At 67.4% G+C, this 17,370-nt stretch carries 16 protein-coding genes and 1 tRNA gene; 7 read left to right on the top strand and 10 right to left on the bottom strand.

What is annotated here, in order from left to right; translation table 11 throughout:
* Window positions 1–13: 13 nt before the first annotated feature.
* The 3 genes from NQ036_RS02040 to mraZ form a co-directional block, all read right to left on the bottom strand.
* Complete coding sequence (locus tag NQ036_RS02040) at window positions 14–535, bottom strand: hypothetical protein (protein WP_257046572.1); 522 nt, start codon at window positions 533–535, stop codon at window positions 14–16.
* On the bottom strand, window positions 532–1,515 hold the full coding sequence (gene rsmH, locus NQ036_RS02045; protein WP_257046573.1) for a 16S rRNA (cytosine(1402)-N(4))-methyltransferase RsmH: 984 nt from the start codon (window positions 1,513–1,515) through the stop codon (window positions 532–534). Before rsmH ends, NQ036_RS02040 begins: the two co-directional genes overlap by 4 nt.
* 187 nt (window positions 1,516–1,702) lie before the next feature.
* Window positions 1,703–2,134 carry a division/cell wall cluster transcriptional repressor MraZ gene (gene mraZ / locus NQ036_RS02050; RefSeq protein ID WP_257046574.1) on the bottom strand — a complete coding sequence of 144 codons (432 nt, stop codon included), beginning with the start codon at window positions 2,132–2,134 and terminating at the stop codon, window positions 1,703–1,705.
* A gap of 317 nt (window positions 2,135–2,451) precedes the next feature.
* Between mraZ and NQ036_RS02055 the strand changes: the two genes are divergently transcribed.
* Genes NQ036_RS02055 through NQ036_RS02065 form a run of 3 tightly spaced genes read left to right on the top strand, consistent with a single transcriptional unit; the run spans window position 2,452 to window position 6,738 of the window.
* Window positions 2,452–3,408: a MoxR family ATPase gene (locus tag NQ036_RS02055; RefSeq protein WP_257056892.1), complete on the top strand. Its 957-nt coding sequence runs from the start codon at window positions 2,452–2,454 to the stop codon at window positions 3,406–3,408.
* 7 nt (window positions 3,409–3,415) lie between these two features.
* Window positions 3,416–4,561, top strand: a complete 1,146-nt coding sequence (locus tag NQ036_RS02060; RefSeq protein ID WP_257056893.1) for a DUF58 domain-containing protein — start codon at window positions 3,416–3,418, stop codon at window positions 4,559–4,561.
* Entirely contained in the window at window positions 4,558–6,738 is a 2,181-nt protein-coding gene (locus NQ036_RS02065; protein ID WP_257056894.1) for a DUF3488 and transglutaminase-like domain-containing protein, read from the top strand. The genes NQ036_RS02060 and NQ036_RS02065 overlap by 4 nt, the downstream gene beginning before the upstream one ends.
* A gap of 149 nt (window positions 6,739–6,887) precedes the next feature.
* Here NQ036_RS02065 and NQ036_RS02070 read toward each other — a convergent pair whose 3' ends face one another.
* Complete coding sequence (locus tag NQ036_RS02070; protein ID WP_257046578.1) at window positions 6,888–7,286, bottom strand: DUF3040 domain-containing protein; 399 nt, start codon at window positions 7,284–7,286, stop codon at window positions 6,888–6,890.
* A gap of 138 nt (window positions 7,287–7,424) precedes the next feature.
* Window positions 7,425–8,756: a DNA polymerase IV gene (gene dinB, locus NQ036_RS02075; RefSeq protein WP_257056896.1), complete on the bottom strand. Its 1,332-nt coding sequence runs from the start codon at window positions 8,754–8,756 to the stop codon at window positions 7,425–7,427.
* A gap of 84 nt (window positions 8,757–8,840) precedes the next feature.
* Here dinB and NQ036_RS02080 point away from each other — a divergent pair, with 84 nt between their 5' ends.
* Entirely contained in the window at window positions 8,841–9,914 is a 1,074-nt protein-coding gene (locus tag NQ036_RS02080; protein ID WP_257056898.1) for a polyprenyl synthetase family protein, read from the top strand.
* A gap of 30 nt (window positions 9,915–9,944) precedes the next feature.
* On the opposite strand, the gene NQ036_RS02085 is transcribed toward NQ036_RS02080, so the two are convergent.
* A complete protein-coding gene (locus NQ036_RS02085) occupies window positions 9,945–10,298 on the bottom strand; it encodes an Rv2175c family DNA-binding protein (RefSeq protein WP_373566574.1) in 354 nt (117 codons plus the stop codon).
* A gap of 128 nt (window positions 10,299–10,426) precedes the next feature.
* Between NQ036_RS02085 and NQ036_RS02090 the strand changes: the two genes are divergently transcribed.
* Together NQ036_RS02090 and NQ036_RS02095 are read left to right on the top strand one after the other, a co-directional pair.
* Window positions 10,427–11,638, top strand: a complete 1,212-nt coding sequence (locus NQ036_RS02090; protein ID WP_257056899.1) for a LysM peptidoglycan-binding domain-containing protein — start codon at window positions 10,427–10,429, stop codon at window positions 11,636–11,638.
* The gene (locus NQ036_RS02095) at window positions 11,635–13,791 is read left to right on the top strand and encodes a PASTA domain-containing protein (protein WP_257056901.1); all 2,157 of its coding nucleotides are present in this window, start codon (window positions 11,635–11,637) and stop codon (window positions 13,789–13,791) included. Before NQ036_RS02090 ends, NQ036_RS02095 begins: the two co-directional genes overlap by 4 nt.
* 92 nt (window positions 13,792–13,883) lie before the next feature.
* Here NQ036_RS02095 and NQ036_RS02100 read toward each other — a convergent pair whose 3' ends face one another.
* From NQ036_RS02100 to gcvH, 4 genes are all read right to left on the bottom strand, one after another.
* Window positions 13,884–15,278 (bottom strand): class II 3-deoxy-7-phosphoheptulonate synthase, encoded by a 1,395-nt coding sequence (locus NQ036_RS02100; RefSeq protein WP_257046655.1) that lies wholly within the window; start codon window positions 15,276–15,278, stop codon window positions 13,884–13,886.
* Between the two features lie 165 nt (window positions 15,279–15,443).
* The gene (locus NQ036_RS02105) at window positions 15,444–15,923 is read right to left on the bottom strand and encodes a bifunctional nuclease family protein (RefSeq protein ID WP_257056902.1); all 480 of its coding nucleotides are present in this window, start codon (window positions 15,921–15,923) and stop codon (window positions 15,444–15,446) included.
* Between the two features lie 53 nt (window positions 15,924–15,976).
* The gene (locus tag NQ036_RS02110; protein WP_257046584.1) at window positions 15,977–16,441 is read right to left on the bottom strand and encodes an FHA domain-containing protein; all 465 of its coding nucleotides are present in this window, start codon (window positions 16,439–16,441) and stop codon (window positions 15,977–15,979) included.
* Window positions 16,438–16,842 (bottom strand): glycine cleavage system protein GcvH, encoded by a 405-nt coding sequence (gene gcvH / locus NQ036_RS02115; RefSeq protein ID WP_257056903.1) that lies wholly within the window; start codon window positions 16,840–16,842, stop codon window positions 16,438–16,440. Before gcvH ends, NQ036_RS02110 begins: the two co-directional genes overlap by 4 nt.
* A gap of 265 nt (window positions 16,843–17,107) precedes the next feature.
* Here gcvH and NQ036_RS02120 point away from each other — a divergent pair.
* Window positions 17,108–17,181, top strand: a tRNA-Pro gene (locus NQ036_RS02120).
* Window positions 17,182–17,370: the final 189 nt, after the last annotated feature.

Consider the following 17,370-nt stretch of genomic DNA (forward strand, 5'->3'; position numbering starts at 1 on the left):
TTACCGTCGTCGTTCATCGTGGATTCCGGATCGCCGGAGCCGGCAGATCCGAATCGTCTGTGCCGACCGCGGGAAGCCGGTCATTCGATCGCAGATTGGGTCTGACGTCCTCGCGGGTGTCAGCTCTGGGACCCGGGACTTTGGTGGTCCTGTCCGCCACCGGCGGGACGACCGGGTTCTGTTCGACTTCACCGGTGGACAGGTACAGATAGCGTGGATTGACATCGCGGACCAGGCCCTGTGCTTTGGCCGCGCGTTCGATGTTCTGCGGGCTCGACCGATACGAGATGTCCTCCGAGAGCCGGTTGCGATCTTCCACCAGACGGGTGTTCGTCTTCTGCAGTTCCTCGGCCTTGAAACTCGTATGGGCGATGTAGATATTGGCCACAAGGGAGCCGAACAGGCCCAGCAGCAGAATCGCCACCACGATGAATGGGGTGGGCACCCGGCGCCGGGCGATCTGCGGGACTATCAGCCGCAGCCGTGGCGCATGGGGTCCCTCGGTTCGTCTCCGGGTCTGCGTCGCCTGGCTCATGAACGACGCTCCGCGGTCTTGGCCACTGCGCGCAGCCGCACGCTCGCTGCTCGAGGATTGGCTTCGATTTCGGCGGTATCGGCCTTCTGCGCACCGCGCACGATCTCCTCAAGCCACGGTTTCATCGATTCCGGGACGACCGGCAGGTCCGGAGGCGCCTGTGTCGTGGTCCCGGCGCGGAAGACCCGTTTGACGATCGTGTCCTCGAGTGACTGATAGGACTCCACCACCGCGACTCCGCCGATCGCCAACGCATCGAGGGCCGCGGGCAGAGCGCGCTCGAGGATGCCCAGCTCATCGTTGACCTCGATGCGCAGGGCCTGGAAGGTCCGCTTCGCGGGATGAGAGCGCTTGCGCTTGCCAGCCGGTTCGGGGATGACCCGGGTGAGCATCTCCGCCAGTTGCGCAGTCGACGTCCAGGGCCGCTGGACCCGGTCCGCGACGACCACCCGAGCGATGCGCGCCGCCTGGCGCTCCTCGCCGTATTCGCGCAGGATCCGCCGCAGCTCGGCCTCGGGGTAGGTGTTGAGGACCTCCGCCGCGGTCAGCGGGTTGGTCCTGTCCATTCGCATGTCCAGTGCGGTATCGCGGGCATAGGAGAACCCGCGTTCGTCGTCGTCGAGCTGCAGAGAGGACACACCCAGATCGAACAGGGCGCCGGCCAGGGCGCCGACCCCCAGGGATTCCAGGACCGCGGGCAGTTCATCGTCATCGGCGTGGACGGCCGTGAAGCGGTCTTCGAACCCGGCCAGGCGGCGGGACGCGATGGCGATCGCGTGTTCGTCACGGTCGATGCCGATGACCCGGACGTCCGGGGCTGAGGCGAGGATTCCCTCGCTGTGTCCCCCCATGCCCAGGGTCAGGTCGAGCACGCAGGGCACCGAGCCGGTCGCGCGGACCGCATCGATGCCCACCGTGAGAAGTTCCACACAGCGGTCCAGGAGGACGGGGACATGCGGGTAGGCGGCGTCATCGGTCATTCCGTTCCCTTCCATAACCTCGTATCGTCTTCCAACCGGCGTACACCGGTGCTGCTGCGTCCAGAACCTTGACCGCCCGTTCGGTCGGGCCTGCCACCGGGGAAGTGAGTCAGGACCACCGTGGGCTTTGGGACCGGGGAAGTACCCCAAAACCCTGCGGGCGGGCAAGGATCTGGATCCAGCAACCTCAGAAGACGCCGGGTATCACCTCGTCTGTTCTGTCCGCGAAGCCGTCCTCCGAAGAGGCCAGGTAGGCCTCCCAGGTGGGCGCATCCCAGATCTCGGCGTGATCGCCCACCCCGATCACCGCGATATCGCGGCCGAGCGACGCATACCTGCGCAGGATCTGCGGAACCGTGAACCGGCCCTGCTTGTCCAGCTGTTCTGCCGCTGCACCGGATAGAAACACACGCAGGTAATCACGTGCCTCCTTACTGGTCATCGGAGCCTGCCGCATTCTCTGGTGGACGGACTCGAACTCCCCCGCGGAGAACAGTGTGAGACAGCGTTCCTGCCCACGGGTGATGACCAGCCCGTCCGCCAGCTCCCTGCGGAACTTGGCGGGCAGAATGAGCCGGCCCTTGTCGTCGAGCCGCTGCATATGCGTACCCAAGAACATGCCGTCTCACCCCTCTCGGAACTCCCTGTCGCTCCGATCGGCTCCACTCTACTCCACTTTCCACCACGATCCCCCCGATTCACCCTCAGGCGGGCGTGTTATGCATCATCTCCCCAGGTCAGACGAGGTGGTGGCCGGTGGACCGCCCGCGCGCCGCGCACTGCAGATCGTGTATTCTCAGGGCTCTTCCGGCCCTCTTGCGCGGCAGGACCGAGCCGGTGGGGCACCACTTTGGTGGAAAGTGGAGGAGGGCCGTGGGATCGGGCCTCCGGCAGCGTCCAGGCACTTCCCCAGGCCGATATGGGAGGATCGGGCTCATGAGCGCTGATCCCAACACCACCGTCGACACCGCGGGGCTGACAGACCTGGCCCGCGGTATCCGGACCAGAATGGCCCAAGTCGTCACCGGCAAGGACAGGGCGGTGACACTGAGCGTCGTCGCCCTGTTCGCGGGAGGACACCTGCTCCTGGAGGATGTGCCCGGCGTGGGCAAGACCCTGGTCGCCAAGGCCCTGGGCCGATCGGTCGGTGGAACCGTCAGGCGGATCCAGTTCACCCCCGACCTGCTGCCCTCGGACGTCCTGGGCGTCAATCTTTTCAATCAGGAGACCCGGCACTTCGAGTTCCGACCAGGAGCGGTGTTCTCCAATATCGTCATCGCCGACGAGATCAACCGGGCCTCACCCAAGACGCAGTCCGCAATGCTCGAGTGCATGGCGGAGGGCCAGGCCTCGATCGACGGCACGACCTACCTGATGCCCGACCCCTTCATGGTCGTCGCCACCCAGAATCCGATCGATATGGAGGGCACCTACGCCCTGCCGGAGGCACAGCGCGACCGTTTCATGATCCGCACCTCGATGGGATATCCGGATGCCCAGGAGGAAGTCGAGATGTTGGGCGGGGGCAGCGCCCACCGCGCGCTCGACTCACTGGCTCCAGTGGCAGCGCTCGACGACCTGGTCGCCGCCCGTGAGGCGGTGCGTCTGCTCCACACCTCCCCGGCACTGCGCGGCTACGTCGTTTCCCTGCTGGCGGCCACTCGGCGCGGCGGGGACGTCCTGCTGGGCGCATCACCGCGGGCCGGCCAACAGCTCCTCCATGCGGCCCAGGCCCATGCGGTGTTGGCCGGCCGCGACTTCGTCACCCCCGACGATGTACAGTCCCTGGCCGAGCCGGTGTTGGCGCACCGCCTGGTGATGCGCAGTCGAGACGCCAGGGCCGCCTCGGAATTCGTCTCGCACCTGGTCGCGACCGTTCCCGTCGAGGGCTGAGGCTACGATGCGCCTGAGCACATCCGGAATCGTCTTCACCGCGCTGGGTATCGCCTGCATCATCGCAGCCTATCGATTCGGTCTACCGGGCCTGTTGCCCCTGGGCATCCTGCTGCTGGGACTCGTCGTCTGCTCTGGACTCGGCGTCTGGCTGTTGGCCGGACGCGTCACCGCCGAAGCCGAACTCGTCGGGTCGGCGTCCTCCCCTCCGGTCGTGCGCGCGGGCTCGACCGCCCACATCCGCGTCCATGTGCACAACCCCCTGCCACTGCCCGCGCCCGCCTTCGTCCTCGCCCTCGAGCCGGTCAAGGGCTTCGGCGCGCAGCTAAGCGCGGGTGTCCCGGGTCTGGCCGGACGGGGGTGGGCGGCCGTCGACGCCGAGTTCCATCCCCTGCACCGTGGAGCCTCGGGATTGCGCAGGATCTCCACGGTGTTCTCCGGCGCCTTCGGCCTGATCACACGATCGGCACGCCTCGCGGGCCCCTTCGAGGTGGCAGTCGCACCCGCAGACCTCGCCGTCCACGCCCCCGCCACCTTCGGTGGTGACCCCGCGGTATCCCACGGCGCCCGGTTGACCCGCGGCACAGGAGGCCGCGACTTCCATACCCGCGAATACGTGCCCGGCGATGATCTGCGCCACGTCCACTGGACCTCGAGCGCCCGGACCGGCGAGCTCATGGTGCGGGTCGAGGCCAGGGAGGAGGACCCCCTGCTGACCGCCGCTTTCGACCTGTCCCATGCCGACCCGGCCACCGAGGCGGTGCTCGCCCAATTCGCCGCACTCGGCAGAACGCTGCTGAATACGGGGGTGGCCGTGACCGCCGTCGCCACGGACTCCGACGGCCCCATCCACCAATTCGCCCCCGGCGAAGAGGCAGCGTTCGACCGGTTCCTGGCCCTCTGGGAGCCGCGCGGGCTCGAGGACTGGCCGGCGGAACTGTGCGGGGGTGCAGGCCGCCCGGCACCCGAACGCATCCTCGTCCTCTCCGACTCCCCCACCGTGCACGATCACTTCGCGCAGTGGTTGCCCAGACAGACCTCCTGTCAGGTGTGGTCCACGGCCGACCTCACCGGACACATCGACGCCACCCGGCTGGGCGAGGTCGATGCTCCGGTCCTGCCGTGGCATCTGGATCGGAGGTGGGGCCGGTGAACCGTGCCGTCGAAACGCTGCTGCGCTGCCTGCTCGTCCTCTGTGCCGCAGGCCTTGCGGTCCTGCCCACCGGCGCGATCTTCTCCGATCCCGGATGGCGCTCCCCCGCACTGATCATGGTGGGGCTCATCGTCGTCAGTGGTGGCCTCGTCCGTCTCATACCCGCTGTGGCCCGACTGCGGCTGGCCCCTCTCGTGCAGCTCGTGGTGGCGCTTGTGGCTCTGCCCTATCTGTGCACACCCCATCTACTGGCCGGCGGGATCCTGCCGGGTCCCGCCGCCTACGGGGCCGTTGTCGACCAGATCTCCGAGGGCCGCGAACAGGTCTTCCACACCGTTGCGCCGACCGCCACGACTGCGGGGTTCACGACCATGGTCGTGCTGGGCTTCGCAGTCCTCGTCATCGTGCTCGACTGGTGTGCCACCGACCTGCGCGTCCCGAAACCCGCCGCCTTCATCGTCCTCCTGGCCTGGCTGGTCCCGGTCTTCCTCGCGGGCGGGCTGGTCTCAACCTGGCACTTCGTCGGCGCGGGCGTCGCCTTCGTCCTCGTGCTGTTGACCGGATATGTGGGGCGCATCCGCGTGCCGCTGACAGCGCTGGGAGCCGGAGCCCTGGCTCTGCTGCTGGGCGTGGGCCTGCCGATTCTACTGCCCGATGTCCCCGATACCCACCGCAACAGGCTGGGCACCGGCGATCTCAAGGTCGCCAACCCCTTCCTCGACCTGCGCAAGGATCTGGCACGACAGGACGACACCCCGCTGCTGAACTATACGACCGACGCCAAGACCCCCGAGCCCGTGCGGATGACCGCTGTGGCCGACTTCGACGGGCGCACCTGGTCGCCCGAGGACTTCACCCTGCGCAACGACAATGCGGTGACAGCAGGGCTGCCCGAACCGGAATCGACACCGGCCGAGCAAACCACGGCATCCCGCACGACGTTCACAGTGCGGGCCCTGACCGGAAACTACCTGCCGACCGTCTACTCCCCCGTGGCTGTGGAGGGCGCAGGGGAGGACTGGATCTACGATCCGAAGACCCTTGCCATCGTGGGACACACCGGGCTGCGCGCCGATCAGACCTATACGGTGGACTCCCGGACCGCCACCCCCGAGCCGCAGGAGCTGGCCGCCGCGGGCACCGCGGACCGCACCCGGTTCGCCAGTGAACTGTCCCTGCCCGATTCACTGCCGGAATCCGTCACCAGAACGGCCACGCGAGTGACCAAGGACGCGGACTCCGCCTGGGAGAAGGCCGCCCGAATCCAGGCGTACCTGCGCTCGGACGACTTCACCTATTCCCTCGATGCTCCGGCCCAGGCCAGCGATTCGGCCATTGCGGACTTCCTGCGCGATAAGCGTGGCTACTGTGTGCAGTTCTCCGCGACGATGGCCGTGTTGGCGCGGGTCGAGGGCATTCCGGCCAGGATCGCCGTGGGTTACACGCCCGGGCAGCCCGACGACGACGGTTCCTACACCATCACCGACCGCAACGCCCACGCTTGGCCGGAACTGTACTTCCCCGGTTCCGGCTGGGTCCGGTTCGAACCGACTCCGGGCACCGGGGAGACTCCCCCACCGTGGACCGGGGCCCAACCCGGGGACACGGGGCAACGGGACGAAGCCACCCCAACACCCACCGCGCAGGCCAGCGAGTCCGCCGGTGGGGATGAGTCCGCCCCCGCAGTGACCGAGGAGGCCGGACCCGCCGACTCCACCGGACCCGCCGAGGCGGCCGAACCGGACACTTCTGCCGGGCTCCCAGCGTGGCTGCTCCCCTGCCTGGCCGCGGTGCTGGTGCTGTTGGTCCTGGTGCTGGCACCGCGGACCATCCGCAGTATCCGGCGGGCGCGCCGCCTGCGCGATCCCGTCGACCCGGAGGCCGTGTGGAGCGAGTTGATGGCCCTCCTCGCCGATTATGGCCGGCCGGCGGACCCTGCGGGTACGGTAGCCGGTGCCACAGGTATCCTGTGCGACCTGACCGGGAGCGACCAAGCTGCAACCCGCGCGGTCGAACGGATCGGTGCCGCAGTGGAGGTCTCCCGCTATGGCAGGGACAGCACTGAGAAGGTCATGGACCGCTCGACTGCTCGTGTTGCGGTGGCAGGAGTCAGGGCGGGCCTGCGCAGTGCCGCCGGTTGGCCCACCCGCTTCCGGGCGGAATGGCTGCGGCTGTGACGGGCCGCAGACGGGGGCGTGGGAAACAGCGGAAAAGCGCGGACCGCCGCAACACCTTTCTGGTGTTGCGGCGGTCCGCGCTTGGAATGAAGCCCCGGTCTTCGCCCGGTTTCAGCGGGTAGGGCCCCAGAACCGGACGAATCCCGTGATCAGCGTTCCTGGCGCTTGTCCCAGCGGTCCTCCATGTTCTTCATGAAGCCCCCGGCGCTGCCGGCCGGCTTGGCCGGCTTGGAGGCACCGGAACCGGTGGTCTGTGCCGGGCCCCGTTTCGTTCCGGTCACCGCCCAATAACCCCCGAACACCATGATCGCGAAGCCCAGCACGCCGACGACGACGTTCCACGGTGCCGGCAAGGAGAACAACGAACCGACCGCGATGGCGACCCCGGCGACCAGGACGAGCACACCGGCGACGAAGTGCTTCGCACTCAGCGAACCGCCCGCCTCCTTCGGCGCTGCGGAGATGTGCTGGACGAACCGAGGGTCCTCGCGGTACAGCTGCTTCTCCAGTTCGTCGAGCAGTTCTTGCTCGTGATCAGAAAGTGGCATCCCGAACCCCCTACAGGCCTGTTTGAAAACTCCTGTCATTCTAGTCGTTGTCGCACCCGGCGACTAGCCGGGGTGACCTTTCTAACGCAGTCACCCAACATTCGCAGGATATTGCGATCCTCCTCTGTGCAAATTCCCTCATTCGCTCCCCTCCCCGCTCCGGGATTCCCCGGTGCTCTCGGACATCTCCGGGTCCCGCCCCAGTAAGGAAGCCGGGGCGATCGCCGCCCTGCCGAAACGCTTGCGCACCAGATCCGCCGCCACCTCGGCCTGCCTGTTGGCCCCAGGCGCCGCCCGACCCGGACGCATGGACGCCGCCTGCCCGGACGCCGGTTCCACCTCGGGGTCGAACAGCGTCTCCTGGCGCCCTGCGATCTGCGCGTCGAGCAGCCCTCCGGCCCGTAACCCCAGCAGGCGCACCCCGTCCCGGTTCGCCGTGTGCAGGGCCTGCAGGCTCGGCAGCAGAGCCCGGTGCAGTTCCGCGGCCACATCGCTGGGCGCGGGCAGGGTGACCTGGCGACTGGAGGTTTTGAACTCGCCCGTGCGGTACTTCAGGCCGACCCCCGATGCGACCTTGCCCTCGGCCCGCAGACGCGAGGCCACCGTATCGGCCAGCCGCAGCAGTTCGCGCACCAGCACCGTGGGATCGTAGACGTCCTGCTCGAAGGTGTGCTCCGCGCTGATCGAATGGTCCTTCGCCCGCATGTGCACGGTGCGCTCATCGTGCCCCCGGGCGTATCCGACCAGGGTCCGACCCGCCGAGCCCAGCACGCGCTGGGCCCATCCGGGATCGCATTCGGCCAGGCGGCCGATCGTCGTGATACCGTAGCCGGCCAGTATCTGCTGGGTCCGCCCGCCCACCCCCGGCAGTGCTTCGACCGGCATGGGTGCGGTGAACGCGGAGACCTGGTCGAGTGGCACGACCAATTGGCCATTGGGCTTCGCACGGGCCGATGCCATCTTCGCCACGACCATGGTCGTGGCGATGCCCACCGATGCATTGAGCCCGGTCACAGCTCTGATCCTGCGGCGCAGTTCCCAGGCGATGCGCGCAGGCGACCCCAGCCGGCGGATTGCCCCTGACACGTCGATATAGGCCTCGTCCACGCTGACCTGGGCGACATCCGGAGTGACTTCGGACACGACGTCGAACACAGCCCTGGAGTACTCCCGGTACTTCCCATGGGATGGCTCTATGACGTGGGCCATGGGACACAGGCGGATCGCCCTGGCCATCGGCATCGCCGCGTGCACACCGTACTCACGCGCCTCGTAACTGGCCGAGGTCACCACCCCGCGGCCGGACCGGCCGCCCACGATGACGGGCAGGCCGACCAGTTCCGGACGGGCCAGCAATTCGACGGAGACGAAGAAGGAATCCATGTCCAAATGCAGGATTACACATCCGGTGTCGTCCGTTCCCAGGGCACGCAGGTCCCCGCCGCTGCGCGCCAACTGCTTCCTGCTCATGCCACCAACCTAAACCGGTAGGCTGGGGAATCGGTGCGCACCCCGCACACCACCCGATACACCCGCCAAGGAGCTGAATACCGCATGCTGAGTCCGGCCGTGAAGATCGTCTCCGCCGTCAACGCGGCCATTGACCAGGTGATGGAGGAGCGTGCGAAGGCGCTGCGGGCCCTGTCCTCGCATGCACCCCGGTTGATGGAGCCGATCGTGCGGATGACTGCCGGGGGCAAACGGACGCGGGCCCTGGCCACCTGGTGGGGTTTCGAAATCGGGCAGGGGTCGAGCGCCACGACGCCCGGCATCGAGCGAATCGCGGCTTCCGTGGAGCTCTTCCATGCTGCCGCTCTCATCCACGACGACATCATCGACGGTTCGGAGACCCGCAGGGGCATGCCCGCCGTGCACGCGGAGTTCCGCTCCGAACACCGTGCGGCCGGGGCCGGCGGCTCCTCCGAACGCTATGGGGTATCCGCCGCCGTGATCGCCGGGGATCTGTGCCTGAGCCTGAGCGAACAGCTCTATGCGGCATCCGGACTGCCCACCCTGGGCAATGCGAGGGTCCTGGCCGCTCACGATGAGTTCCGCCAGGAGGTCATGCTGGGGCAGTACCTTGACCTACGCCTGGAGGCCACGCCGGTGGCCGCTGCCGATATCGAGGCCGCCGCACTGGAGGTGCTCACGCTCAAGTCCGCCAAGTACTCGGTCGAACAGCCCTTCGTCCTAGGCGCGGCGCTGGCGGGCGCCCCGGCGGAACTGCTCGAGGGGCTCAGCGGCTTCGGTCTTCCGCTGGGCCGGGCGTTCCAGATGCGCGACGACGTGCTGGGCATCTTCGGAGACCCTGCCGTGACGGGCAAGCCCGCCGGCGATGATCTGGTGGAGGGTAAGAAGACCGTCTTGGTGGGCCTGGCACTCGAGGCCCTGGACCGGCAGGAGTCCGACTGGTTCCTCGCACGGCTGGGCGGATCGGATCTCACACCGCAGGAGCTGTCCCGGATGACCGCGCTGTTGCGGGACTCCGGTGCGCTGGGGGCGCTCGAGGCTCGGATCGATGCGGAATACGATTCCGCGATGGCCGCACTCGACCTACTGGGACTCGACCCCGCGGACGACCGTCTGCTGCGCACATACGCACGGCAACTGGTCCGCCGCGAGGTCTGAGCCCCTCCCGTGCCCTGTGGGTCGGTCCGGTTAGAAGGCCAGCGCCTGGGCCCTGCGGCGGACCTCGGTCTTTCGGCCGGCGCGCAGCGCATCGATCGGTCGCCCGGGCAGGGACGGATCATCGGTGAACAACCACACGACCGCCTCCTCGTCACTGAAGCCCGAATCACCCAGGGTGATGAGCGTTCCCCGCAACGAGCCCAACGGCGCCGAGCCGTCCATGAACAGCTCCGGCACGTAGTACTCCTTGGGCTTACCGCGCTTGAGCGCGACCAGCGTCCTGTCCTCCACCAGCCGGCGCACACGATTCACGGATTCCCCCATGAGTTCGCCCACCTGGGAGTATGTCAGCCATCCGTCTACTTTTTCCTCTGCACTACTCACCCCTTAAGGGTACTCGGCGGAGCCGCATTGCGACACGCCGAACCGGTGGGCCCGCTCCGTGGGCTGTGGGCTCAGGCAGTAGTCTGAAGGGGCTAAAGGCGTCACTTCCCCTTAGAACTGCAGGTCACATGAGCTTCATTCGCCGTAGGCCGACCAGGACGGCCGGATCCAGCCGCCCCGGTGGTGGCACCGATGCGCACGCGCCGCTCATGATGGCCCATGTCCAGACGACCGGGGAGGTCCCCACCGCGCAGTCGGCCACGGCCGACGAGCAGCCGGACGGGGGCCCGACCGACGAGCCGGCCGCCTCGACTGCGGTACCGGAGATCGATATTCCCCAGCAGCCCGACGATTGCCCCGGTTTCACACGCGGCACTACCACTGCCGCCGTGCCGGTCAGCCACGGTGGCCGGACCTATCGGGTGCGCACCGACGACGATGTCCTGAGCATCGCCGCACGACACGGCGTTTCCGCACCGGCGCTGATCGAACTCAACGACCTGCACGGGCCGGTCTATGTGCGGCCGGGACAGATCCTGTCACTGCCGGAGAAGAACGACGCCCCTGCCGACCCCGCGGGTTACCGGGTCCGGCCGGGCGATACCCTGGCCTCGATCGCAGCTGCCCATCGGATCAGCCGGGAGGTGCTGCGGCGGGCCAATGCGCTGGGCGAGGCAGACCTCCTGGTCACCGGGGAGGTGCTCAGCCTCACGGGCACCGGCGCCAGCTCATCGCGAATCGCCCCACGGGTGCCAGAGCACTTGCCCAGCGTTCCCGAGAGCGTCGGCGGACGGCCCTATCCGGCCAGGGTGCTCCGCGCGGCCCGGATCAACAAGTCCCTGCTGCTGGCCGAACCCCAGCCGGACAAACAGTGGGTCAGGGAGACTATCGCCCGCCTTGCACCCGATTTCGAAGTCCCCGCGGATCTGGCGATTGCGGTGGCCTCTCAGGAATCGGGGCTGCGCCACCACACCGTGGCGCCGGTCAACGCGCTTGGCATCATGCAGGTCACCCCGGCCGCCGGGGATTGGGCCGGCAGTCTGTGCGGGCGGCAGCTGAACATCCTCGACCCCCTCGACAACATCACCGCGGGTCTGGCGATCCTGCACCACGTGCTGGCGGGTGCGCCCGATGAGAAGCTCGCACTGGCCGCCTACTATCAGGGCGCGGCCAGTGTGGCCGAACACGGGATGGCCGATGACACCCGCGCCTTTGTCCGCGGTGTGCAGATCGCCAGGGACCGGCTGAAGCGGCAGAACACCTGGCTGCACGCGGTTCCGTCCGGGCCCGTGATGACCGCGCCCATTCTGAGCACGCCCGCGGACGGTGAGAGTCTGTGAAGCAACTGCGCGATCAGCTGCTCGGCGATATCCTCAACGACCGCTACCGAATCGATGCGGCGGTGGCCCGCGGCGGAATGGCCATGGTCTACCGTGGCACCGATCTGCGCACGGGTTCGACTGTGGGCGTCAAGGTCATGCACGCGCATCTGGCAGCCGATCAGAGCTTCGTCGAGCGCTTCGAGCGGGAGGCCGCCAACGCCTCGCGCCTGCACAGCCCGAATCTGATCCGCGTCACCGACCAGGGCCGCGATGGCGCCGTGGTCTACCTCGTGATGGAGTACTTGGAGTCGGTCACCCTACGCCAAGAGCTCAAGCGCACGGGGACCCTGACCCCACGTCAGGCGATCGTCGTGACCGACTCCATCCTCGCCGCACTCGAAGCCGTGCACGGCGCCGGGATGATCCACCGTGACCTCAAGCCGGACAATGTGCTCCTGGGCACCGACGGGCAGATCAAGCTCACGGACTTCGGCCTGGCCCGTGCGGTGACGACCGAGACGACGACCAAGACGCTGATCGGGACCGTCGGCTATGTGGCCCCGGAGCTCGTCACCCGCACCGGGGCCGATGAGCGCACCGATCTCTACACCGTCGGCATCATGCTCTACGAGATGCTCACGGGCACCCAGCCGTATACCGACGAGGTACCGATCCAGGTCGCCTATCGGCACGTCCACGACCGGGTGCCGGCACCCAGCGTACTGGTCCCAGGTCTGCACTCCGGCCTTGACGAGATCGTCCTCTGGCTGACCGCGCCGGACAGGGCCGACCGCCCGGACTCCGCCACGACGGTCCGGGCGGCCCTGGGAGAGCTGCGCGCCCGGCTGACCGACAGGCAGCTGGACCTGGGCGCAGGACCCGCAGCCGAAGCATCCGGTTCCGTTCATGGCCGAACCCATGCGACGGGGCCCTCCACCCGATCCGTGGCCGCGGAGCGCGCCCGTGCCGCGGCGCAGCGCACCTCGCGTTCCACGGGTCCCCAGACCAGTGCATCCGCCAGGCAGATCGCCCCCGGCGGGCAGGTCCAGGGCAGCCAACCGCGCACCAGCGCACCGGCCGCCGGCGCTCATCCCGCCCGCGAGGTGGTGGAGACGTCAGCGCCCGGCACCGCCGCACAGCCGACACCCGTGCCACCGGCGCCGGTGCGAACGGAGTCGCCCGCACCGACCGAGCGGGCGCAGCGCGCCCCGAGTGCGCCGGTCGGCGAAGCCGAAGTCGGTGCTGCAGCAGCCGGGACCCCCACCGCGCGGTCAGAACCGGCTGCGGCCGGCGAACAGTCAGGCACCGGTGCGGTGCCCAGCGGTCCGATCTACCGGAGGCGACGTAAGGGCCTGGTGGCCCTGGTGGCCGCCGCACTGGTCCTGGTGCTCGGAACCTGGGGCGCGATCGCCAGTGTGGCACACGGTCGCGGCGACGAGCAGGCGCCCACTGCAGAGGCCACCACCACCCCACCCATGACAACCGTGCCGCACATCGCCGCCGGTGCCGAACTGACGGTCGCCCAGCAGTCGTTGCGGCAGGTGGGATTGCGCACCAGCACGCAGAAGCGCTATAACGCCAAGGTCGCCAAGGGCAGGGTGGTCGACAGCGAGCCCGGCGGGGGTAAGTCCGTGGCGCCGGGGTCCGCTGTGCTCCTGGTCGTCTCCGATGGTCCCAAACCCGTCAAGGTCCCCGACGTCACCGGACTGGGACAGTCGGCCGCACAGAAGAAACTGAAGAAGGCCGGACTGGCACTGGGGAAGGTCTCGCGTGCGTACTCCTCCTCCGTGGACAAGGACACGGTGATCTCACAGCGCACCGAAGCCGGGACCACGCTCAAACCGGGGACCAAGATCAGTGTGACGGTGTCCAAGGGCGGGGAGCCCGTCGCAGTGCCCCAGGTGGCCGGGATGTCCTTCAAGGCCGCAATGGGCAAGCTAACACGGCTGGGCTTCCGAGTGGGGCGCGACGATGTCTACAGCGATACCGTGAAAAAGGGCGATGTGGTCAATTCCTACCCCAGGCCGGGCAGCCGCAAGGACAAGGACGATCTGATCCTGCTCCGGGTGTCCAAGGGCAAGAAGGCGGAGAAGTCCAAGGATTCCGCCACGGACAAGAAGCCCGAGAAGAAGAAGCCGGACGCGAAGTCCGGGAAGAAGGACGAAAAGTAACAGGCAGGGGTATGGGCGGATTGCCTCCGCTCATACCCCCTGCCTGTTCTGCGACGATTCCCGCCGCCCGGAATCCTCGCCCGGGGCCGGGCTCATCCCTGGCGGTGGGCGCGCAGGCTCTCGGCGACCTGGAAGGCCATCTCCAAGGACTGATCGTGGTTCAACCGCGGATCGACCAGGGTCTCGTACCTGCGGCGCAGGCCCTCTTCGTCGATCTGTGCCCCGCCGCCGAGCACCTCGGTGACATCGTCACCGGTCAGCTCGATGTGCAGACCCGCCGGGACGGTGCCGGCCTCGCGGTGCGAATCGAAGAATCCGGCGACCTCGTCCATCACGTCCTCGAATCGGCGGGTCTTGTAGCCCGTGTTCGAGGTGATCGTGTTCCCGTGCATCGGATCGGAGACCCAGGCGACCTGCGGCAGGTCACCTGCGACCTGCATCAACAGCTTCGGCAGGCGCTCCCTGATGGCACCGGCACCCATTCGGGTGATGAAGGTCAGGCGGCCCGGTTCGTGTTCGGGATCGAGCTTGTCGGCCAGGAACCGGACCTCGTCGGCGGTTGCGGTGGGACCCAGTTTCACGCCGATCGGGTTCTTCACTCGGGACAGGAAGTCCACGTGCGCCGAATCCGGCTGCCGGGTCCGCTCGCCGATCCACAGGAAATGTCCCGACACATCGTAGGGTTCCCCCGTGCGCGAGTCGATCCGGGTCAGTGCCCGTTCGTACTCCAGCAACAGGGCCTCATGGGAGGCGAAGAACTCGGTGGTGGCCAGGGTGGAGAAGTCCGCCCCGCAGGCCTCCATGAACTTCAGCGCACCGTCGATCTCGCCGGCGATCGCCTCATAGCGCTGGTAGTTGGTGTTCGAGGCCAGGAAGCCCCTGTTCCAGGAGTGGACCCTGCGCAGATCGGCGAAACCGCCAGTGGTGAAGGCCCGGATGAGATTGAGCGTGGCCGCCGAGGTCTGGTAGGCGCGCAGCAGCCGGTGCGGATCGTGCCGCCTGGCTTCGGCGGTGAACGCGTGGTTGTTGACGATATCGCCGCGGTAGCTGGGCAGGGTCACACCGTCGCGGGTCTCGGTGTCGGCCGAGCGGGGCTTGGCGAACTGGCCGGCCATCCGGCCCATCTTGACCACGGGCATCGAACCACCGTAGGTCAGCACCGCTGCCATCTGCAGGACCGTCTGGACGCGACGGCGGATCTTGTCGGCGGTCGCGTCTTCGAAGGCCTCCGCGCAGTCCCCGCCGGCCAGCAGGAAGGCGTTGCCGGCGGCCGCCTGGCCGATTTGCGCCTTGAGGCGGTCGGCCTCGCCCGCGAAGATCAGCGGGGGCAGGGCGCTCAACTGCGTGCGGACTCCGGCGAGTTCCTCTTCGTCGAGATAGGTGGGTTGCTGCAGGGGATTCATCGCGCGCCAGGCGTCGAGCCCTGCGATGGTCTCTTCTGTGGCGGTCGCATCGCCGTCCACTTGCGTGTATTGCCGCGAATCCAGGTTCACGCGCGTGCTCCTCTGTAGATGCGGCCGGCGGATCTCCGTCGACCGGGTTGGTGTACCGCCATTCAATGTAGCGGTCTGCATGACGAGGGGCGGGGGCGGTTCACATTGCGAACCGCCCCCGCCCCTGGGTGTGGCACCGGGTGCCCGGTGCGGACGGCCTCAGCCGTCTCCATTCTCGAAATCCTCCGGAGACACGTGGTCGAGGAAGTCCCTGAACTGGGCGACTTCCTCCTCATCCGGCTGCGGGGCGTCGATGCCGGCGGAGTCCAGGAGGTCGCCCGTGGTATAGACAGGACACTGGGCCAGGAGGGCCAGGGGAACGGCGTCCGAGGGCCGCGCGTCGAGGACCTTGCCCATACTGGTGTGGATGGCGGCGTGGAACACGTGCTGTTCCTGAGCCGTGATCACCACTCGCTCGGGTGCATCGTCGTAGGCCCGGAAGATCTCGAGCATGAGATTGTGGCTCAACGGCCGGGGCGGTTCGAGCCCGCGCAGCACGATGCTGACGGCCTGGGCCTCCGCCGTGCCGATCCAAATCGGCAGGAAGCGCGGGGCATGGGTCGCCTTGAGGAGGAGGATCGGCTGATTGGCCGGCATCTCCACCCGCACACCCACTACTTCGAGCTGGATATCGGACATGATCCCCTGTTCTGCGAAACCTTGGTGCCGGACGCCCCGGGGACGCCCGCTGGTCAGTTCTGGCGCGGTCGCTGCTGGAAGACCATCCGGAACTTGCCGATCTGCACGTCCGCGCCGTTCTGCAGTTCGATCGAATCGATCAACTGCCGACCCACATAGGTGCCGTTGAGCGAGCCGACATCGCGCAGGATGAACCCGGAGGGGGTGCGAACGAATTCCGCATGGTTACGCGAGACCGTCACATCGTCGAGGAAGATGTCGGCGTTGGGGCTGCGACCCACCGTGATGGTATCCGTGTCCAATAGGATCTGGGCGCCGGCGTCGGGGCCGGAGACCACGACCAAAAGGGCGTCTGAGTCCTCAATGTGCTCCAGGTTCGACACGGGATGGATCTCACCCGTCTGCGGGTTCACCACACCAGGTACCGTCTGTCCCTGTGCGCCAGTCGCCTGGACCTGCTGAGCCGAAGTCGCCGGCGCCGGGTTGGGCCGACCATCGGGAGTGTTCTGCGACATCATGCCACCTCATTCGCAACGAAATCCGCATACGCCGCGGAGTCGAGTAGATCGCCCAAGGCCCCGTCTCCTTCGAGCGAGACGGTGAAGATCCATCCCTCACCATACGGGTCGGAGTTGATGACTTCCGGACTGTCGCCTAGGGATTCGTTGACCTCGACGACGGTCCCGGTGACCGGCGAGATCAGATCCGAGACGCTCTTGGTGCTTTCGACCTCACCGCACTGTTCACCGGCCGTGACGGAATCACCCACAGCGGGGGCCTCGACGAAGACCACGTCACCGAGGGAATCCTGTGCGAACGCGGTGATCCCCACGCGCGCGGCTCCGTCACCATCGGTCCCCGCGGCCCATTCGTGATCGCGCGAATACCGGAGTGCGGCCGGATACTCCAAGGTGGCCATTGTGTCTCCTGACATAAGTAGTACGTGCAGCCCGTGAACGGGTTGATAACACAAGCATAACGGCACCGCGGACTCCACGTCGGAACCCGCGATGGTCGTCTGCGTGTCCCACGCCCGCCCGTCCGACTGCCACAAACCTACCACCTTGTGTGGGATGAGTGGGATGCGCCACAAAATCCCCCTACGACCGATTCCGTTTTGCATTCGGCCGCAGAGTCGGTATAGAGTTATCAACGTTGCTCAGCCGATGAGAAACGGCATGCAACGGGTTGTGGCGCAGCTTGGTAGCGCACTTGACTGGGGGTCAAGGGGTCGCAGGTTCAAATCCTGTCAACCCGACAAAATCACCCGACATCGGTTTCCGGTGTCGGGTTTTTTGTGCCCTCTGATCCAGGAATTTCGGGTTAGCGGCAAGAATGTGTGTACAGCGTCGGCGTGTCTAGCGTCTTCTTCCACCCCATCCGTGTTGGATTCCGTTGCCGTCTTCGGGGCTGAAGGCGGTGCCGTAGAGCAGGTTGGTTTCCTCGC

This window comes from Brevibacterium sp. 91QC2O2 (assembly GCF_024580695.1).
Lineage (GTDB): Bacteria > Actinomycetota > Actinomycetes > Actinomycetales > Brevibacteriaceae > Brevibacterium > Brevibacterium moorei.